The 15,734-nt window shown below is 52.7% G+C and carries 11 protein-coding genes and 1 pseudogene; 4 read left to right on the top strand and 8 right to left on the bottom strand.

Annotation, left to right across the window (positions count from 1 at the left end):
- Positions 1–71: 71 nt before the first annotated feature.
- Positions 72–332 (bottom strand): annotated as a pseudogene (locus tag AAE484_RS10000) (transposase); the annotation flags it as partial.
- Positions 333–764: 432 nt separating this feature from the next.
- On the opposite strand from AAE484_RS10000, the gene AAE484_RS10005 reads away from it, so the two are divergent.
- The 3 genes from AAE484_RS10005 (at position 765) to AAE484_RS10015 (ending at position 3,547) form a co-directional block, all read left to right on the top strand.
- Positions 765–2,114, top strand: coding sequence for a PDDEXK-like family protein (locus AAE484_RS10005; RefSeq protein ID WP_341938242.1), 1,350 nt, complete (start codon positions 765–767; stop codon positions 2,112–2,114).
- The gene (locus tag AAE484_RS10010; RefSeq protein ID WP_341938243.1) at positions 2,111–2,350 is read left to right on the top strand and encodes a hypothetical protein; all 240 of its coding nucleotides are present in this window, start codon (positions 2,111–2,113) and stop codon (positions 2,348–2,350) included. Before AAE484_RS10005 ends, AAE484_RS10010 begins: the two co-directional genes overlap by 4 nt.
- Positions 2,351–2,491: 141 nt before the next feature.
- Positions 2,492–3,547, top strand: coding sequence for a hypothetical protein (locus tag AAE484_RS10015; RefSeq protein WP_341938244.1), 1,056 nt, complete (start codon positions 2,492–2,494; stop codon positions 3,545–3,547).
- 26 nt (positions 3,548–3,573) lie between these two features.
- Here the strand turns inward: AAE484_RS10015 and AAE484_RS10020 are convergent, their stop codons facing one another.
- The 7 genes from AAE484_RS10020 to AAE484_RS10050 form a co-directional block, all read right to left on the bottom strand.
- Positions 3,574–3,813 (bottom strand): hypothetical protein, encoded by a 240-nt coding sequence (locus AAE484_RS10020; RefSeq protein WP_341938245.1) that lies wholly within the window; start codon positions 3,811–3,813, stop codon positions 3,574–3,576.
- A 160-nt stretch (positions 3,814–3,973) separates the two neighbouring features.
- Entirely contained in the window at positions 3,974–4,753 is a 780-nt protein-coding gene (locus AAE484_RS10025; RefSeq protein WP_341938246.1) for a metallophosphoesterase, read from the bottom strand.
- 292 nt (positions 4,754–5,045) lie between these two features.
- Positions 5,046–5,519 (bottom strand): DUF6957 family protein, encoded by a 474-nt coding sequence (locus AAE484_RS10030; RefSeq protein WP_341938247.1) that lies wholly within the window; start codon positions 5,517–5,519, stop codon positions 5,046–5,048.
- Positions 5,520–6,740: 1,221 nt separating this feature from the next.
- Positions 6,741–8,327 (bottom strand): carbohydrate-binding protein, encoded by a 1,587-nt coding sequence (locus tag AAE484_RS10035; protein WP_341938248.1) that lies wholly within the window; start codon positions 8,325–8,327, stop codon positions 6,741–6,743.
- A 155-nt stretch (positions 8,328–8,482) separates the two neighbouring features.
- Positions 8,483–10,345 carry a DUF5060 domain-containing protein gene (locus AAE484_RS10040; RefSeq protein ID WP_341938249.1) on the bottom strand — a complete coding sequence of 621 codons (1,863 nt, stop codon included), beginning with the start codon at positions 10,343–10,345 and terminating at the stop codon, positions 8,483–8,485.
- A gap of 85 nt (positions 10,346–10,430) precedes the next feature.
- Positions 10,431–11,762 carry a carbohydrate-binding protein gene (locus tag AAE484_RS10045; RefSeq protein ID WP_341938250.1) on the bottom strand — a complete coding sequence of 444 codons (1,332 nt, stop codon included), beginning with the start codon at positions 11,760–11,762 and terminating at the stop codon, positions 10,431–10,433.
- A 334-nt stretch (positions 11,763–12,096) separates the two neighbouring features.
- Positions 12,097–14,283 (bottom strand): agarase, encoded by a 2,187-nt coding sequence (locus AAE484_RS10050; protein WP_341938251.1) that lies wholly within the window; start codon positions 14,281–14,283, stop codon positions 12,097–12,099.
- Positions 14,284–14,590: 307 nt separating this feature from the next.
- On the opposite strand from AAE484_RS10050, the gene AAE484_RS10055 reads away from it, so the two are divergent.
- Positions 14,591–15,730, top strand: coding sequence for a mandelate racemase/muconate lactonizing enzyme family protein (locus AAE484_RS10055; RefSeq protein ID WP_341938252.1), 1,140 nt, complete (start codon positions 14,591–14,593; stop codon positions 15,728–15,730).
- The last annotated feature ends 4 nt before the right edge of the window (positions 15,731–15,734 follow it).

The following is a 15,734-nucleotide window of genomic DNA, read 5'->3' on the forward strand; positions in this document are numbered from 1 at the left end:
TACCTTGGAACGTTAGCACCAATCCCAACTGGTCTTAACCGGGTGGTTGGTTGGGCGCTTACGCTTTACCACTTTTTTGTCATGGCCTCCTGGATGATCTCGGCCTTCAAGCGCTCCTCGGCATACATCTTCTTCAGGCGCCGGTTTTCATCCTCAAGCTCCTTCAGGCGAGCCATCATTGAGGCGTCCATACCGCCAAACTTGGCGCGCCACTTGTAGAAAGTGGCGCTGCTCATGCCGTGCTCGCGGCAGAGCTCAGGCACCGGAACGCCAGTCTCAGCTTGCTTCAAGATTGCCAGGATCTGGCTGTCGGTAAAACGTGACTTCTTCATGCAGAATCTCCTCTGGGGATAGATTACGAGAAAATTCTACTTATGAGTACCCTCAATTTATGGGAGGATTACCATACTACAAGCTCTAACGAGCCATAATGGCTATGACTGAGGGAGTGTTTTTTGGCAAATACTAACAATAGGCAAAAATTCCCAGTTGAGATTTCCTAGGTCGAGCCCCACAACAAGTTGGCGAGCTCGACCACTTGGGCGTCCAAGCGCCGGGTATTTTTGTGTATAGCCAGTTATTGCCAGTACCAACGTAACTGATCGAATACGCTATTACAGCTTCTATGTTTGGCTCTTTTGGCATTTCGAAAAACAAGGCTTGCGCGCTCTGGAGCAATGGCAGCCATTGCTTAGACGGGCCGAGGCCGTCGATTTGGTGTTACAGAAAGCCGAAGCGCTGTCAAGTTCATGGAGCCGGTGACAATGCAATACACTTCATGGCAAAGTCTATTTGCCGCTATGGAATCGCTTGAAGCTGCGCAAACATCGCAGAAACAACAGGGGTTGAACGATTTCAATCTGCTCAGCTCTGTACTGTCAGTCAATGACGAAGTGCGGCTTCATACCCGCTTCATCTATTCTCTGCTGAACCCTGAGGGGAGACATTACCAAAGAACTCGCTTTTTGGAGATTTTTCTGGATGTGATCGGACGACAGGGGTGGCTTGAGCTCTCGTCTATCATGGTATGGAAGGAAGTTAGTCCTAACGGAAAGGGAGATCAGATTGATTTGCTGATAAGCGATGGCAACCGTCAAATCGTCATCGAGAACAAACTCAACGCACAAGATCAACCTCGGCAAGTCTTGCGCTATCTAGAGGCGGTTGGGGCGACAGACCCGGATCGGGCTGATGATACGCTGTTTATCTACCTGACGAAGAACCGAGAAAGCCCCTCCGCCCGCGGCTTGGGCGTCCTGAGAGTTTGCCCTCAGTCATTGTATTTGCGTAATGCCAGGGCTGAGCCAATGGCTCAGTACCAGAATATCAGCTACCGACGGAGTACCAGGCTAAATAGTATTCATGCCTGGCTTGATTTGTGCGCTAACGCTGTTGCTCAGAGATCCAACTTATCTTGGGCGATACGGGATTATCAGGCCGCAGTTGAAAGAGCGACAAAGGAGTACGTGAGCAAGGTGAAAACTTTAAAAGATACGCTGGAAGACGGATTCATTGACGGAAAGCGATACCATGAGCAAGCGATCCAATTGGCTAGGGAGTTGCCAGCCATCCACGCCAGTTGGCTTGATCAAGCGTTAACAGTAAATGTTGATGAGATGTTCGAGTCGCTAGTGAGCGAAGGCGTAGTGACTAAGATTGAATCAGAAAATACTGAATTGTTGAACCCATTCCTTAGTTCAGGCTATCAGGGAAACTCTGCTGATCTTCTCTACGAACGAAAATACAATTTTTTCAGTTCTGGGCATGAAGCTCGTAGTAGGGGGACGTTCTACCAAGTGGAGACCGGTCGCTTTGCCAAGCAAGCTATTCTAATGCTCTTTTACGGATCGCAGATGCTGCATGTAGGTTGTCTCCTGACGGATCACGCTGAAAACCAGTTTCCGGAGGTGCTGGCCGGCCTTAATCTTTCAAAGCCAGGTGCACTTCGAAAGAATATCTTTCCACGCGCCATGACTTACGCCGAACCACTTGAGTACCAAGGGATCATTCATTTGGCTGACTTTATGAAAAGTCCACAACGTGAAATTTTAGAGCAGGTTGCGAAGGCCTTGTGCTTTTTTGAAGCCACAGCTGTGGCTGGAGAGACGATGTGAGCTATGATGCAAATTTTGATAAAGCCCGCCTGGGTCAACTGTCAGAGCAATATCTGACAAACAGTGCCGCCGAAGGGCGGGTACTGTTTCTCAGCGATTCCGACGATAACCGCCTCGATCATGCCCGTTGGCAGGTGGACGATGTCGTGTATGACGATTTTTCGAAATCCGGCTTTAAAATGCATTTGATGGAGCTTCTGGACATCCTGCTGGTGTATCGCGCCCAGCATAGCTAGCCACACGCAAGCCGGGGCGTTGTTCTGATTCGGGGCAATGAACTTGCCATTGAGTGGCAGGCGAAGAGCGAGTTTGCATCACTTTTTGAAAAGTAAGCTGGCTCGAGAGCAGCCTTCAGTTTCCTAAGCGGTGGATTGAATATGGCAATTTACGAGATGAGTGATTCTGGTATTAGAATTCTAACGAAAACGACCTTTGCTGACCGGGGTATCCGGGAGCGGCAGGATATACAGCGCCTGCTAAAGGACCAAATAGAAGTTATCGTCGATGAAGCATTGGTGATTTCGGAGGAGTTTGGTGACTGGGATGCGAGCCGCCGCAGGATCGATCTTCTATGTATCGACAAGAATGCTAATTTAGTGGTGGTAGAGCTAAAGCGTACCGAAGACGGCGGCCACATGGAGCTTCAGGCAATTCGCTACAGCGCGATGATATCGACTATGACCTTTGATCAAGTAGTAGAGGCTCATCAAGCGTACCTCGATATCGCAGGCTCCGGAGAAGACGCTCAGCAGAGAATCCTTAACTTCCTGGAGTGGGAGGAGCCAGATGAGGATTCGTTTGCACAAGATGTCAGGATTGTACTTGCCAGTGCCGAGTTTTCAAAGGAGCTTACCAGCTCCGTTCTGTGGTTGAATGAAAAGGGATTGGATATCCGCTGCGTGAAGTTGGAACCATACAGCGATGGCCAGAGGGTATTTCTGGATATTCAGCAGGTTATTCCCCTGCCTGAAACGGAGCAGTTCCAAGTTCAAGTCAGAAAGAAGAAGCAGAAGGAGCAGCAATCAAGGGCTTCATCGACCCGTGATTACTCCAAGTTTACCCTTAGCTTCGGGGACAACGTACGAACTGGCCTTAATAAGCGCAATTTGATGTTTCTTCTCGTCAGTGAGCTGGTTGAGGCCGGAATTAAACCTGAAGAGCTTGCTAATATTCTTTACTGGCGGAAAAACAACCTATTCGCCAGCTTTGATGGATCATTGGATGAAGTCGATTTCTCTGAAAATTTGATGGAATTCGATGCGGGCGGAAAGCTTCCTATTACAAAGCGATTTTTCTGTAAGGCAGGAGAGCTTTTTGAGGTCGGGGACCGAACCTACGCTATGTCCAACCAGTGGGGGAAGAGGACGTTTGAGGCAATTGATCTTTTGGTGAAAAATTACCCAGCTCTAAACATCAATGTTGAGCGGGAGTAACTCCGAGGGTAGTAACCCCGGAGTTACTAGAGCATAATTTTCAGATCAGGCACATGGTGGCTGGATTGAGCCGTGGTCGGCCCATCATAGATGTCGCTCTGTCTGGGATTGGTATGATTAATTCTTACAGCCGTTCTTGTCGCAGGTGATACGCTGTGACGACTGAACCCAATGACTGGCATGTTCTTTGGTGTTGTATCCGCAGCCAGTGGTCCCCCTTTACTTCCTTGATGCACAATCCCGGTGGGTGTGTGTTTGACAGCCATGCCATTCTCCTTTACAGGTATTTGAGTGGACGTTCAAAGCAAGAAGCAGTTGATGACACTTGCTAATCTCACTATCAACTACATCGTAGTAAAGTGGTTTAAGTGTAGTCCAGACTTCTGATGTTTCAAGTTTCTTAAGAGGCGGGCTGAGCGTGAGATCCTACTTCAGCTCAATCGCTTTCGTAGCGCCGTAGGCAGGGATAGATCCTAGTTCGGAGGGGTACCCCAGTTGATTGCTTATCAGCCTAGTTTTTCCGATGCTGAGGTCGCTACTGTAATGATTGTGGCCGTATATCCAGACTGCCGGCTGGTGTTGCTGAATAAGGTGATCGACGTTTGCCTGAAAATAGGCGGCCATATCGTCGAGAGGGAAATTCTTATTGTGAGTTTCAAGTCCCGGTGGAAAGTGAGTTACCACAACTGTTTTTGAGGGATCGCTACTTGATAGTTCTGAATCCAGGTAGGCAGCGCTCTCTTTGAAGCGGCTGCCGGCGTCCTGTGGTGTGAATATCTCATCGTCTTTAGTTCTAATTAACACGAAATCGTTGATGCCTCTGCGGGCGACATACATCGCCCTATCTCCGTCGCCGAGTGCTGAAAAATCGGTCCAGAGTGTGCATCCGATAAATTTGACTGAGTCAATTTCGACTGAACTGTTTTCCAGAAAATGAACACGGTCATTTTTTGAGCAGGCCGATCGGTATTTCTCGATCTGGGAGTCAATGTTGTGGTTATAAAATTCGTGGTTCCCGGCTACCCATACAATATGGGACCTCGGGTATCTATCTGATAAATCCAAAACTATTTCGGTAGACAGGTTGCCTACGCCGATATCCCCGGCCAGGACAATAACGTCGGTATCGATTGGAAACGCCAGTGCCTGGGACCAGTCGGCTTGGGAGAATTCGAGGTGGAGGTCGGATGCCGCGACAATTTTCATTAGGGATGTCCAATTTTTAAAGAGTGTCGATATGAAGTCACACCATGCCCTGAGATCGAGACGTCGTTGTCTAGAATTCGGGGGATGGCATTTATGAGCCAACGCCTGTCGTTGTTGTGGCGCTTATTGGTAGCACTGAGCTACTCACCGTTGGCTTTCCTTACATACCCGGTGTACTTTGTCTCCGGGAATAAAAAAGCCGCCCACTCGTCTTTATCATCAGGGGAGGTCATACGATATCTCTCTATTCAATGTCTGGAATGCTTAAGGGGTATAGCTGAAGGTGCTGTCCTCAGATCAAACGAAGAAGCGCAACGACGTCGGGCTGGATGTAAATTCGCTTTCCGGGTCCTACCAGCATGTAAATTGAGTTCTGAGTGTGAAACAAGCAGCCGTCAGTGAGCGTTTTAAACGGTGAAGTAAAAACAGAGTTAAAACCGCGATTTCGACTATCCCTGATAATTCGGTTGGCATAGAGAAATGAGTAGGTCAGGCTCTCTGAATCGCCAATCTTGCCTAATCGCGTTAATTCACTGTCGACCCACTTCCATTGAGCAACAACGCAGACTGGCCGGTTAGGAGTGTGTTGTTTACACCTTCTGGCCATTTCGTCGATATTACCTTCTGAGCAGCCTAGGTCCATATTGGCGCCGGAATCATCGACTAGCGTGTCCAAAGCCGAGTAGAACTGCTCATACGTGACCGCCAATCCACTAGCCTGCCTTAATGAGCCGGAGGGTAGTTGGGCAGGAACGCTTGTGATCATGCATGCTTTGCCCTCTTTGAGGTGTTTATGCCGTTATGGTGAATGGGGCAACATTTGGAACGTCGCTGCAGTCAAATATATGGTGAGCAGATTGAAACGTCAAGCGGAAATGTATCGTAACCTATTGATAATAAAGACTTAATTTCGCGTATAATATGTCATGAAATTTGTAAGTGGTTGAACCAGCACAACAATTTATCGGTTTACTTTATGCTTTGAGGCGAAATACATAGGTTTTTATATGAATAAAAATAATACCTATTATGAGTAATTTGAATAATAAACGACTCCCTGCTCTGTCGCTTCGATGATGGCGAGCTTACGTTTCGAGTGATTTTGTCGTGGCCACCACCAAGTAGAATACTAGCCATCGTGCGTTTAATTATGACCCCTCGCATCTGGCTGTATACACAGGTTTCGGTGGTATTATCGGGTCTGCCCTTGATGCCGGAGAATGAGCCATGTGCGGAAGAATGGATGTGGATGCCGATATGCTGAATAGATGGGTTCCAGAAGCCCTGGACCTCTCATTTTCGACGGTAACTAACCACGATCTTCGACCTACGCAACGGTGTAGTGGTCAAGTGTTTTAAGCCACCGTCTTTTGGGTTTTCCAGTAGATCTTCTCTGCCATAAGCCTGTTAGCTCGGTAACGACTCAGCGGCGTATTGGCCTACGTTACTATTTTGGCAATGCTGTGCGGGCTCCGGCAAAGCCGTTGCTGGATGCATGTGCCTCCACAACCTGATTCAGCAGCTTCTGCTCTGCCTCGCAAGGAGTTCTGTCCCGTTCACGTCAGGCCCGATAGTTGCTGCGATGCACCCCAAATACCTGATACAGTCGCTGCACCGCATAACTCTCGTCAAGTAGCTCAATTATAGAGAGTTTCTCGGGGAATCCGACTTCAAGAGAGCGGTTGTGAGTCCAACTGGTCGATCCAACATGCTTTATTGTTAAGAACAATCAATAGGAGGTTGCACCATGGCTCAACTTGGTCGCCCAGGCCTTTCATAGGGGCAAAAATCAGAAGTGCGGCGTAGATGGCGGTCGGGTGAGTCTCTGAGCGATATCGGGCGCGCTATAATGAAGCATCCGGCATCTGTTTTTGGTTTTTTATAGCTTCATGGCGGAATCACTCCACCAGAAAGGTCTCGCGCCTCCTGCACTCTAACCTTTGAAGAGCGTGAGAATGTCTTCGCCCTCTGCACGAACTCACTCTGATCATTCACCAAACTGAACTAAACGAATCAAATTGCCATTCCACTGCCAAGTTGCACTGCCGGCGCTCTGAATTTTGACGGTGTGGGTGCCGGCGGTGAGCGTGACTGGGGTGTCGAGGCTGAACGTTTCGTACGTCTCCCAGCCTCCGGTGGTGGTGATGGCGATTTGCCCGGCGTCGGTTTCGTCGATCATGACATTGGCTGCCAGGCCGGATTGGGTGGGGGAGGCCACATTGACCTCTACCCGGTAGTCGCCGTCTTCCGGCACGGTAATGCTGTAGTCGCCCCAATCACCCAAGGTGTTGTAGTTGATATTGCCATCGGCGGAGGGGTTGAATCCCTCGATGCTGTCGTCGGCGACGGGTTCACCGTCTTTGCCCGTGGCGAAGAAGGCGTCGAAGTCGGTGGTGACCGTTGCGCCCATGTTCGAGGCGGTGTCGTCGTCGCTGGTGTCGGGGGTCATGGACGCTGGCTTGTAAACCCGAATCCAGTCTACATAGAACCGGTTTTTATCGGGGTCCGACAGCTCTTCATCGGTGGCCATGATGCCGTTGTCGGAGCGCCAGTCCTGATCCTCGGCGTCAACGATGATCTGCATCTGCTTGCTAAGACCGGTGCCGTTTGTGTAGCCCTCCGGGTCGATGATTTCCTCGCCGGAGACGGTGCGAACCAGCTCGCCGTCGATGTAGTACTCCAGGTGCCATGGGTCGCGCCAGTAAACGCCGACTCGGCTAAATTGTTCGCGCCACAGGCGACCATCCGTGTACCAGGAGCCCTCATCTTTGGGCTGATAGTCCTGAAACGGGTCGCGAATAAAGACGTGGTGCGACAGGTGCATGCGCTCTGCGAACCAGGTCTGATCCGGGCGGCTGCTACCGTAGGCTTCCACAATGTCAATTTCTTCGGTGGAGTCGGCGCTCAGCATCCAGACGGCGTTGGCGAGGACTTGGTCCATGATTTTAACACGGGCTTCGACGTAGACCGGGTATTGAACGCTGGTTTTGGAATGAATGGCGCCGGTGTATACCTCGTCGGTCTCGGGTTTGCGGGTGGCTTCGATAACAAGGTTCCCCTCGGTCACAGAGGAGTTCGGGTCGTGGTAATCCGTGAGCCCCGGCCCCTGCCAGCTATTGATAAACCCTTCGGACCAACGCTCGTAAAACGCCTGGCCTTTGTCGTCGCCGGGGGCGGAGTAGTTAAAGTCGTCGGATACGGCGTCGACCAGCTTCCAGGTGTTGCCGGCGCCGGGGTCTGCTGGTACCGCCAGGCCGTCCCAGTCGGCGGTTGTGGAAGCGCGCTCGCTTCTGCTGGAGGACTGATCGCTGGTGGACGAGCTGGAAGAGGAGACCGCTCCTTCGCTACTGGAAGACACGGCGCTTTCGCTGCTGGAGGAGGAAGCGCTGCTGATCGCCTGGCTTGATGAGAGGCTGCTCTGCTGGGATTGGGCGCTTGAGGAGGTGCCGTTCTCCGGAGTGTCATGCGAATCGTCGGAGCTGCTTCCCCCACAGCCATGGAGGCTTGCGCTCAGAAGGGCGACGAGGAGTAGTGAGAGCGGCTGCCGCAGGGAGCGTTGCGGGGCATAGAGCATTCTGTGACCTCTTGAGTCGTTATCGTTAGAGTGTTGGGAGTCGAGGGCGCTTCTGGCCTTCAATCACGTCAGAGGCCCATATTTTCTTAAAAACTGTCAAATGTCAACAATATGAAACGTCTCCGCTGTTATCGCCGCTCGCGGAGGTGAAGCGACTATTGTCGCTTCACCAGGATTACCCAATCGTTCTCTGTGTCTCTAGGTGGTTTTCCCAAGTCGACCGTTGCCATATCGCCCCAATAGGTGGTCACTTCCTTATCGACCCTGAGCTCTGTGATAGAGCCGGTTTGCAGCTCGCCGCCGTTGCGTGGGTCGAACCACTGTACGCTGTAGTCGGCTTTGCCTGGCAGTAAACGAAGCGTCAGAGCTTTTGAGGCGTCTTTCGCATAAATGATATAAAACTCGCCGACTTCCGCTAACGCCGAGGCGTTACTGACCACTTCGTCTCGGCTGACCGCTCGCGACAGAGCCACATCGGCCAACGCGAAAAATTTTACAGCGTGGCGAGCTTGATCCCAGAAGAGGTCTCGGGTGCGCCAATCCTGAGCGGTCAGGTCCGAGTGCTCATGTTGGTAGCCAAAATACCATTCCGTTCCCCAAGCGCCGGCGGTCAAGGCCCCCCAGAGCCCGTTCATGCGGGCAAGGTTGTGTTCGGGGTCTTCCGAATCGGGCACAAGGGAATGTTGTGCGTCGCCCGGCTCGTCGACGGCGACGGCCAGTGGTCGCCCGTTGGCGACGGGCCAACTTCTGATTTTTTTGACTTGGGGATGAACCGCACCAAAATCCGCGCGGTGGGTCTGTAGCGAGACGCCGGTATAGTAGCTGTCAACTCCGGTGAGGTCTTCAAAGAAGTTACCGTTGTGAATGACAATGTGATGCTGATACGGGTCATTGTCATGAAAGTACCGGGCCATAGCCAAACGCTGGATGGTCGATTGCGGTACGGTTTGGTGCTTTGGGTACCACTCACCGTTTTCTTCACCCATATTCCAGTTTAAGGCCAGGTGGTGACCGAAGCGCGCGATGAGTTCTCGATAATAGAGCTGGCGTTGCAGGCCCAAACCGCCGCCATCGAGCAAACCCTGGTTTTCCACTTCTTGCGTTTTGAAATGCAGAAAAAGGCCGCGCTGTTGCGCATGCTCAAACACTACCTCCCACTGATCTAGCTTGGAGACATCGAACCGATCGTATGTGGTGTAGTCGACATAGGGAAAGACGTTTTGGTCGTCCCCCATAATGTTCAGTGTTAAAAAAGAAACGGAATTCATGCCTTTTGAGGCGAGGTAGTTCAACGCGCCGATCAGCCCTTTTCCTTTATCGTTTTTCCAGGTGGGGTCGCCTTTGCTCCAGTCTTTGATATGAGGCCCCCAGGTTTTGACGAGAGAATCTTTCTTGCCGTCATCGTGAAAGGTACCGTCAAAGTCCGCATAAGCGAGGAGGTTCTCAGGCGCATCAGGTCCTGCTTTAATGAAGTAGTCGCCCGTTTCTTCAAAGCGTAGATAAGGCTCGTTCACATAGTTCAGGCGACCACGCTGGCGAAAATCTGGCCACGTTTTATTGGTGTCGAGAATGGTTAGGGTACCGGTTTCGTCGTCCATGAAGCCGGCGCTGACGCCACTGATTGGCTTGCTGGAGACGGCGACAAAGGGCCCTTGTCTAAAAGACGCTTCCCATTGCCACGGTCCGACCTCGTCCGGCGCGAAGTGGACTCGCCATTTGTTCCCCCCAGTTGCACCGGTATTGGCGGCGTCTCCATCTGCTGCGAAATAACCGGGAACAAGGTAAGACTTTCCCGTGGGCTGGTGGGTAAACGTGACATTTAGCCGGTAGTAGACAAACGGGTTAGGCGTGTCACTTTCTGAGGCATTGGGCCCGTCAAAGGTCAGCGTGACCTTGTGCCACTTGCGAAGCTCGCCACTGAGCTCAGCGGCCAGGGTGGGACAAGTGTGGAGGAGTAGGCCGAAAACGGCGATAAAAAGGCGAGCTTGCCATCGAAAGGGTGCGTTCATAGTTGTCATTTTTCAGCCTCGTGTGGTTAGAGAGCCCTCTTCCGTGAGGACTAATAATTTCTCTTTCGCTTTCTGAAAGCAATGATTGCGATGGTTAGTCGGTGACTTTCACAAACCGGATGACATCACCATTCCACTGCCAGTTGGTATTCCCAGCGCTTTTAATCCGAACGGTGTGGGTGCCCGCGCCGATAAAAAAGTCGCTGTCGAGGCTGAAGGTCTGGTAGGACTCCCAGCCGCCGGTGGCCGAAATATTGATTTGGCCAACGTAGACGCCGTCGATAGTGACATCAGCTGCCAGCGTGCCGCTGGAGGGAGAGGCGACATTGACCTCTACCCGATACCGACCGTCTTCTGGCAGAGTGATGCTGTAGTCGCCCCAGTCACCCAAGGTGTTGTAGTTGATATTGCCCTGGCCTGAGGGGTTGAACCCTTCGACGTTGTCGCCCGCAACCGGACTGCCGTCTTTCCCCGTGGCAAAGAAAGCGCCGAAATCGGTCGATACGCTCACATCGCTGCCCGAGCCGCCGCCGTTACCACCATTGGTCTGGGTAACGGGTTTGTACACTCGAATCCAGTCGACGTACATCCGGTTCTTGTTGGGGTCAGAGAGCTCCGCGTCTGTGGCCATGATGCCGTTGTCGGAGCGCCAGTCCTGGTCTTCTGCATCGACGATGATCTGCATGGGCTTGCTCAGGCCCGTGCCGTTTGTGTAGTCGTAGGGGTCAATGATGTCGGTCCCGGAGACGGTTCGAACCAGCTGCCCGTCAATGTAATACTCCAAGTGCCAGGGGTCACGCCAGTAAACGCCGACCCGACTGAACTGATCGCGCCAGATGCGGCCATCGGTGTACCAGGAGCCCGAGTCTTTGGGCTGATAGTCCTGGAAGGGGTCGCGAATGAACACGTGATGCGACAGGTGCATCCGCTCTGAAAACCAACTCTGCCCGGGGCGGCTGCTGCTATAGGACTCCACGATATCGATCTCCTCGGTGGAATCGGAGCTCAACATCCAGACGGCGTTGGCCAGCACCTGATCCATGACTTTGGTGCGGGTTTCAATATAGACCGGGTACTGAATACTGTCGTTGGAGTGAATGGCGCCCGTGTAGACCTGGTTGGTGTTGGGCTTGCGGGTGGCTTTGATGACCAGGTTTCCGCCAATCACCTCCGAGTTGGGATTGTGGTAATCCGTCAGGCCGGGGCCTTGCCAGCTGTTGATGAACCCTTCGGACCACTGGTTGTAGAAGGTCGGGCTTTTGCCGTTGGCGGGGGCGGAGTAGTTGAAATCGTCGGAAACCGAGTCAACCAACTGCCAGGCGTTGCCTGCGCCGGGATCGGCAGGCACTGGTATACCATCCCAGTCGGCGGCGTGAACCAGGGAGCCGTAGGCAGTGACGGCGGCGATACACAAGAGTTTTTTCATAAATCCTCCATCGCGTTTATATCGTTATCGCTGTGGGGTGTTGTGTGACGTGGGGCGCGGAGCCCAACAGGCGGGCCGCGCGAGTCGGGGCACGCGAGCCAAGTCACGCTAGATAGGAACAAGAGGAAATGCGCTCTTGAACCCCTCAACTACTATATATAGACGATTGTATAATGTAAACAATACTTCTGGTTGGTTTCTGAAAACGTGATGTAGAACTCAAGGTTGAAAGCGGCGCCCAAGGGGGAGTTAAAGGGCTGAGCGGGAAAGGGAAGAGGAAAAACCGCCCTGGCCGGATTAGGCCCGGGTAGGGCGGTCAGAGGCGGTTGTTGTCCTAGAAAGCCGTTTGTGGACGCAACAGGGCGGTTGTAGATGCGCCGTAGCGAATCGCGAGTGAGCTCACGTAGCCACCGCTGTCGGGAAACTCAATGCGAACGGTGTTGTTGACGTCGATAAGCTCTACGGGGAGCGGAACCTCGATCACCCCAAAGAAACTTTCTCGGCCTTTTCCGTCCAGGTACTGGTCCCCACCACGCCAGTCGGTCGGTACCGTGACCGGCTCATCATTGACCGTGATTTCCGGTTGAAGCGACAGGCCGTGCTCCCGTCCGAGGCCCACGCGCAGAATGGCAAACCCTTCGGCAGACGTGTTGATGTCATCCACTTCGAAGGTAATCGGCTGTGCGCTTTCAATCGGTTGCTTGTAGGTGTTGGCGTAATAGTTGGTCTCTTGCAGCTCACCCTGCGGTGCGTTGCCGGTGTTGCTGTAGCGGATGACCATGGTAGCTTCCGGCTCCAGAGTCAGCGTCTGAGGCAGCTCGCTATAGGTCTGGTTCTCGATCATCGGCGTTCTGTCATGCAGGGGCAGCTCTTGGTCACCCAGGAACAGCTGTTTGGTTTGTATCTCGGCCGGGGCCGCTCCATCGCGGAAGTTCAGGGCAAACTCTTGAGCCTCAAAATCAAGGTTGTTGACGATGATAAAGGTCTCGGTATCGCTCCGGTAGGCGTCGACTCGCAGATCCGGGTCGTTGGCGGCGGTATCCAAACGGATGCCTTCAACGTCTTTCCATAGCTCGTACAACTTCACCAGTTCGGTGTATACCCATTCCTCACCGGTTTCGCCTTCGGCTTCAAATTGTTGCCGCATTAAGCGGAAATTGTAAGGGACGGTCGGGCTTATTCGGCCCCATTCTGCTTTGACGGTAATGAACGGCAGTGCTTTTTCAACCTGATGGGGACGCTCCATAAAGGCCATCATCATAGAGTTGATGGAATTGATCGTCAGCCAGTCCCTATAAGGGAACCAGGGTTCATTTCTCAGACGGTGTACTTGGGCGCCGTACTCGGAAATGATCAGCGGAATTTCCTCGCCGAACGACAGGTCGGTGTAATGGTTCAGCATGTCCAGCGTCGCTTCCATGTTGGCGCCTTTGCGGTATCGCTTGACCGGCACACCATTGTCGGTAAAGTCCGGGAAGTCGTACAGGTGCAGGGATATGAAGTCCATATTGCTTCCAGCGACGTCCAGGAAATGCTTGTCGCGCTCCTCCCAGCGGTTGAAGTTGTCTTTTTCGAAGTCGGGGAAGGCGGCGGTGTACCCGCCCAGCAGCACATCCGGGTTAAGGGCCCGAACCTCTTTCGCAACCGTGTTATGAAATTCAAAAATGGTGGTTAGGTCGACCGGGTCCTCGGCCACTGTTACCAGCTCCCACAGCGGCTCATTCATCACTTCGGCGTATAAAGGTTTCGGTTGGCCTGGCTCGCCTTCGCTTTGTCGGAAGAAATGCTTAAGGAACTGACTCATGTACTGCCCGGTCGCTGTTCCCAGTGGCTCCTCGGGGGTATCGATTTGGGAAAAGGCCCACCCCTGTCCGGTGGGAGTGCCGTTCGGCCAGTAGGGATGTTGCTGTGCCGCAACAATCATTTGCTGGTTGCGATGTTCCTGGGCCCGCTGAATGGGACCGCGTACGTCTTGGCGGGCGCTATACCAACCGGTGGCGTCGTTGCCTCGGCTCTCAATCGCTTCATCATCAGCGTAGCCGGGCTTCTCCGGGTCCTCGGGTACCTGTGACAGTTGCCATGCCATACCCCCGGTATCCCGACCGAAATACACGTCATACTTCGTCACAAATTCGGCCATCAGGTTGTCGCCACCGACTGACTCGGCATTCTCTCCCAGCCACCAGTCCTGTTCGGTATGGGAGGCATGTAGGGTAATAAAAGCTTCCCGGTGAAAGGAATCTGCATCGCCCACGGTTCGGGTGACGCCGGAATCAATGTAAACCTGTGTGGCGCCTTCCGAGGCGGCGGCGCTGGAGCTGCTGGAGGAGGCACTCATACTGCTGCTGGACGAGGCACTTGTCTGGCTGCTTGAGCTGACGCTCTGCTGAGAGCTGGAAGTGCTTGAGGCGCTATCCGAGTCGCCCGAGCGCCCTCCACAGCCCTGAAGGCCGGCGGTCAGTAGCACGGTGAGTGCGAGTGCGGATCGGTTGCGGGACGAAAGATGCGTGCGATTGAGCATGCTTATTACCTCTTTATCGTGTCAGGCATCGGGCTGGAGTAACCGCCCTGTTCTGCCTGCTTGGGTTTTTATGTCGTTATTGCGTGCCCGGCTGAATCGGGCGAGACCGGGCACGCTGGGTGCGATAGCTTTGCTATAGTCACCACTATATGGTATATTGTCAACAATATCCAAGTGTCGATAGGTGCATTGTGCCGCAATGCCAAATTAAGGTGGAATGCATTAAACATTGTAATATTGTTGACAATATGCAAATTCGAGCCTACAGTCGTCGTAAAGACCGTTGTATCAATAAGAGAGACCGATAATGAACAAGCTTGATGTTGTTCCAGGGTGTGAGTCGCGCGCCGCATCTGAAATCGTTGATGTAAGAATCGAGTACTACCGGGTACCGTTGGAAGAGGTGCTCGCTGATGCAAAGCATGGGGATCATACTCATTTCGAGCTGGTTATTTGTCGTATTGCTTGTGGTGATGGCCGGGAGGGAGTCGGCTACACGTATACTGGTGGCACCGGCGGTCGAGCTATTTATTCTTTGTTGAAGGATGAGTTGGCGCCAGGCCTTGTAGGGCTCGACTCTTCTGAAATTCTGTCGATTTGGGAAAAAGTGCAGTGGAAACTGCACTATGTGGGGCGCGGAGGCTTGGTCAGTTTCGCTCAGTCAGCGATTGACATTGCTTTATGGGATCTGAGGTGCAAACGGCTGGGGCTGCCCTTGTGGAAAGTGGCCGGAGGGGTGAATAACACTACCCGTTGTTATGCGGGCGGAATTGATCTTAATTTTTCCAAGGACCGGTTGCTGGAAAACATCAAAGGTTATCTGGATCGCGGTTTTGATGCGGTCAAGATAAAAGTTGGCAAAGCGGACTCCCGCGAAGATGTTGATCGAGTTAGGGCTGTCCGCAATTTGATCGGCCCCAGTCGCGGATTCATGGTCGATGCCAACTATTCCATGACAGTGGAGGGAGCAGTGCGCTTCTCTAACTCCATTGTTGATCAAGATATTACCTGGTTTGAAGAGCCTACTATTCCTGACGATTACGAAGGATATGCTCGTATCGCTCAATCAACGTCTATTGCGTTGGCCATGGGTGAAAACCTTCACACCATTCACGAGTTTACCTACGCGGTCTCTCAGGCCAGGCTTGGGTTTCTTCAGCCTGACGCCTCCAATATCGGTGGTATCACCGGTTGGCTGAAGGTGGCGGACTTGGCACAGGCGTTCAACCTCCCGGTCTGCAGCCACGGAATGCATGAGCTGCACGTTTCTCTCATGGCGTCACAACCCAATGCGGGCTACCTGGAAGTTCACTCCTTCCCGATCGACGCCTACACCACCCACCCCTTGAAACTTGAGAACGGTCGTGCCGTGGCGCCGGATATTCCCGGCACCGGTGTAGAGTTTGATCACGACCTTCTGCGCAAGCATCTCATTCAAGCTTTTTAAACAG

It is taken from the genome of Marinimicrobium sp. C2-29 (assembly GCF_038419845.1).
In the GTDB taxonomy this organism is placed as follows: Bacteria; Pseudomonadota; Gammaproteobacteria; order Pseudomonadales; family Cellvibrionaceae; genus Marinimicrobium.

What these genes read in the sequence shown, in the direction of transcription:
- AAE484_RS10045 (WP_341938250.1), bottom strand. Translation starts at nt 11,762, where the DNA reads ATGAAAAAACTCTTGTGTATCGCCGCCGTCACTGCCTACGGCTCCCTG.
- AAE484_RS10020 (WP_341938245.1), bottom strand. Translation starts at nt 3,813, where the DNA reads ATGGCTGTCAAACACACACCCACCGGGATTGTGCATCAAGGAAGTAAA.
- AAE484_RS10055 (WP_341938252.1), top strand. Translation starts at nt 14,591, where the DNA reads ATGAACAAGCTTGATGTTGTTCCAGGGTGTGAGTCGCGCGCCGCATCT.
- AAE484_RS10030 (WP_341938247.1), bottom strand. Translation starts at nt 5,519, where the DNA reads ATGATCACAAGCGTTCCTGCCCAACTACCCTCCGGCTCATTAAGGCAG.
- AAE484_RS10005 (WP_341938242.1), top strand. Translation starts at nt 765, where the DNA reads ATGCAATACACTTCATGGCAAAGTCTATTTGCCGCTATGGAATCGCTT.
- AAE484_RS10040 (WP_341938249.1), bottom strand. Translation starts at nt 10,345, where the DNA reads ATGACAACTATGAACGCACCCTTTCGATGGCAAGCTCGCCTTTTTATC.
- AAE484_RS10025 (WP_341938246.1), bottom strand. Translation starts at nt 4,753, where the DNA reads ATGAAAATTGTCGCGGCATCCGACCTCCACCTCGAATTCTCCCAAGCC.
- AAE484_RS10015 (WP_341938244.1), top strand. Translation starts at nt 2,492, where the DNA reads ATGGCAATTTACGAGATGAGTGATTCTGGTATTAGAATTCTAACGAAA.
- AAE484_RS10050 (WP_341938251.1), bottom strand. Translation starts at nt 14,283, where the DNA reads ATGCTCAATCGCACGCATCTTTCGTCCCGCAACCGATCCGCACTCGCA.
- AAE484_RS10035 (WP_341938248.1), bottom strand. Translation starts at nt 8,327, where the DNA reads ATGCTCTATGCCCCGCAACGCTCCCTGCGGCAGCCGCTCTCACTACTC.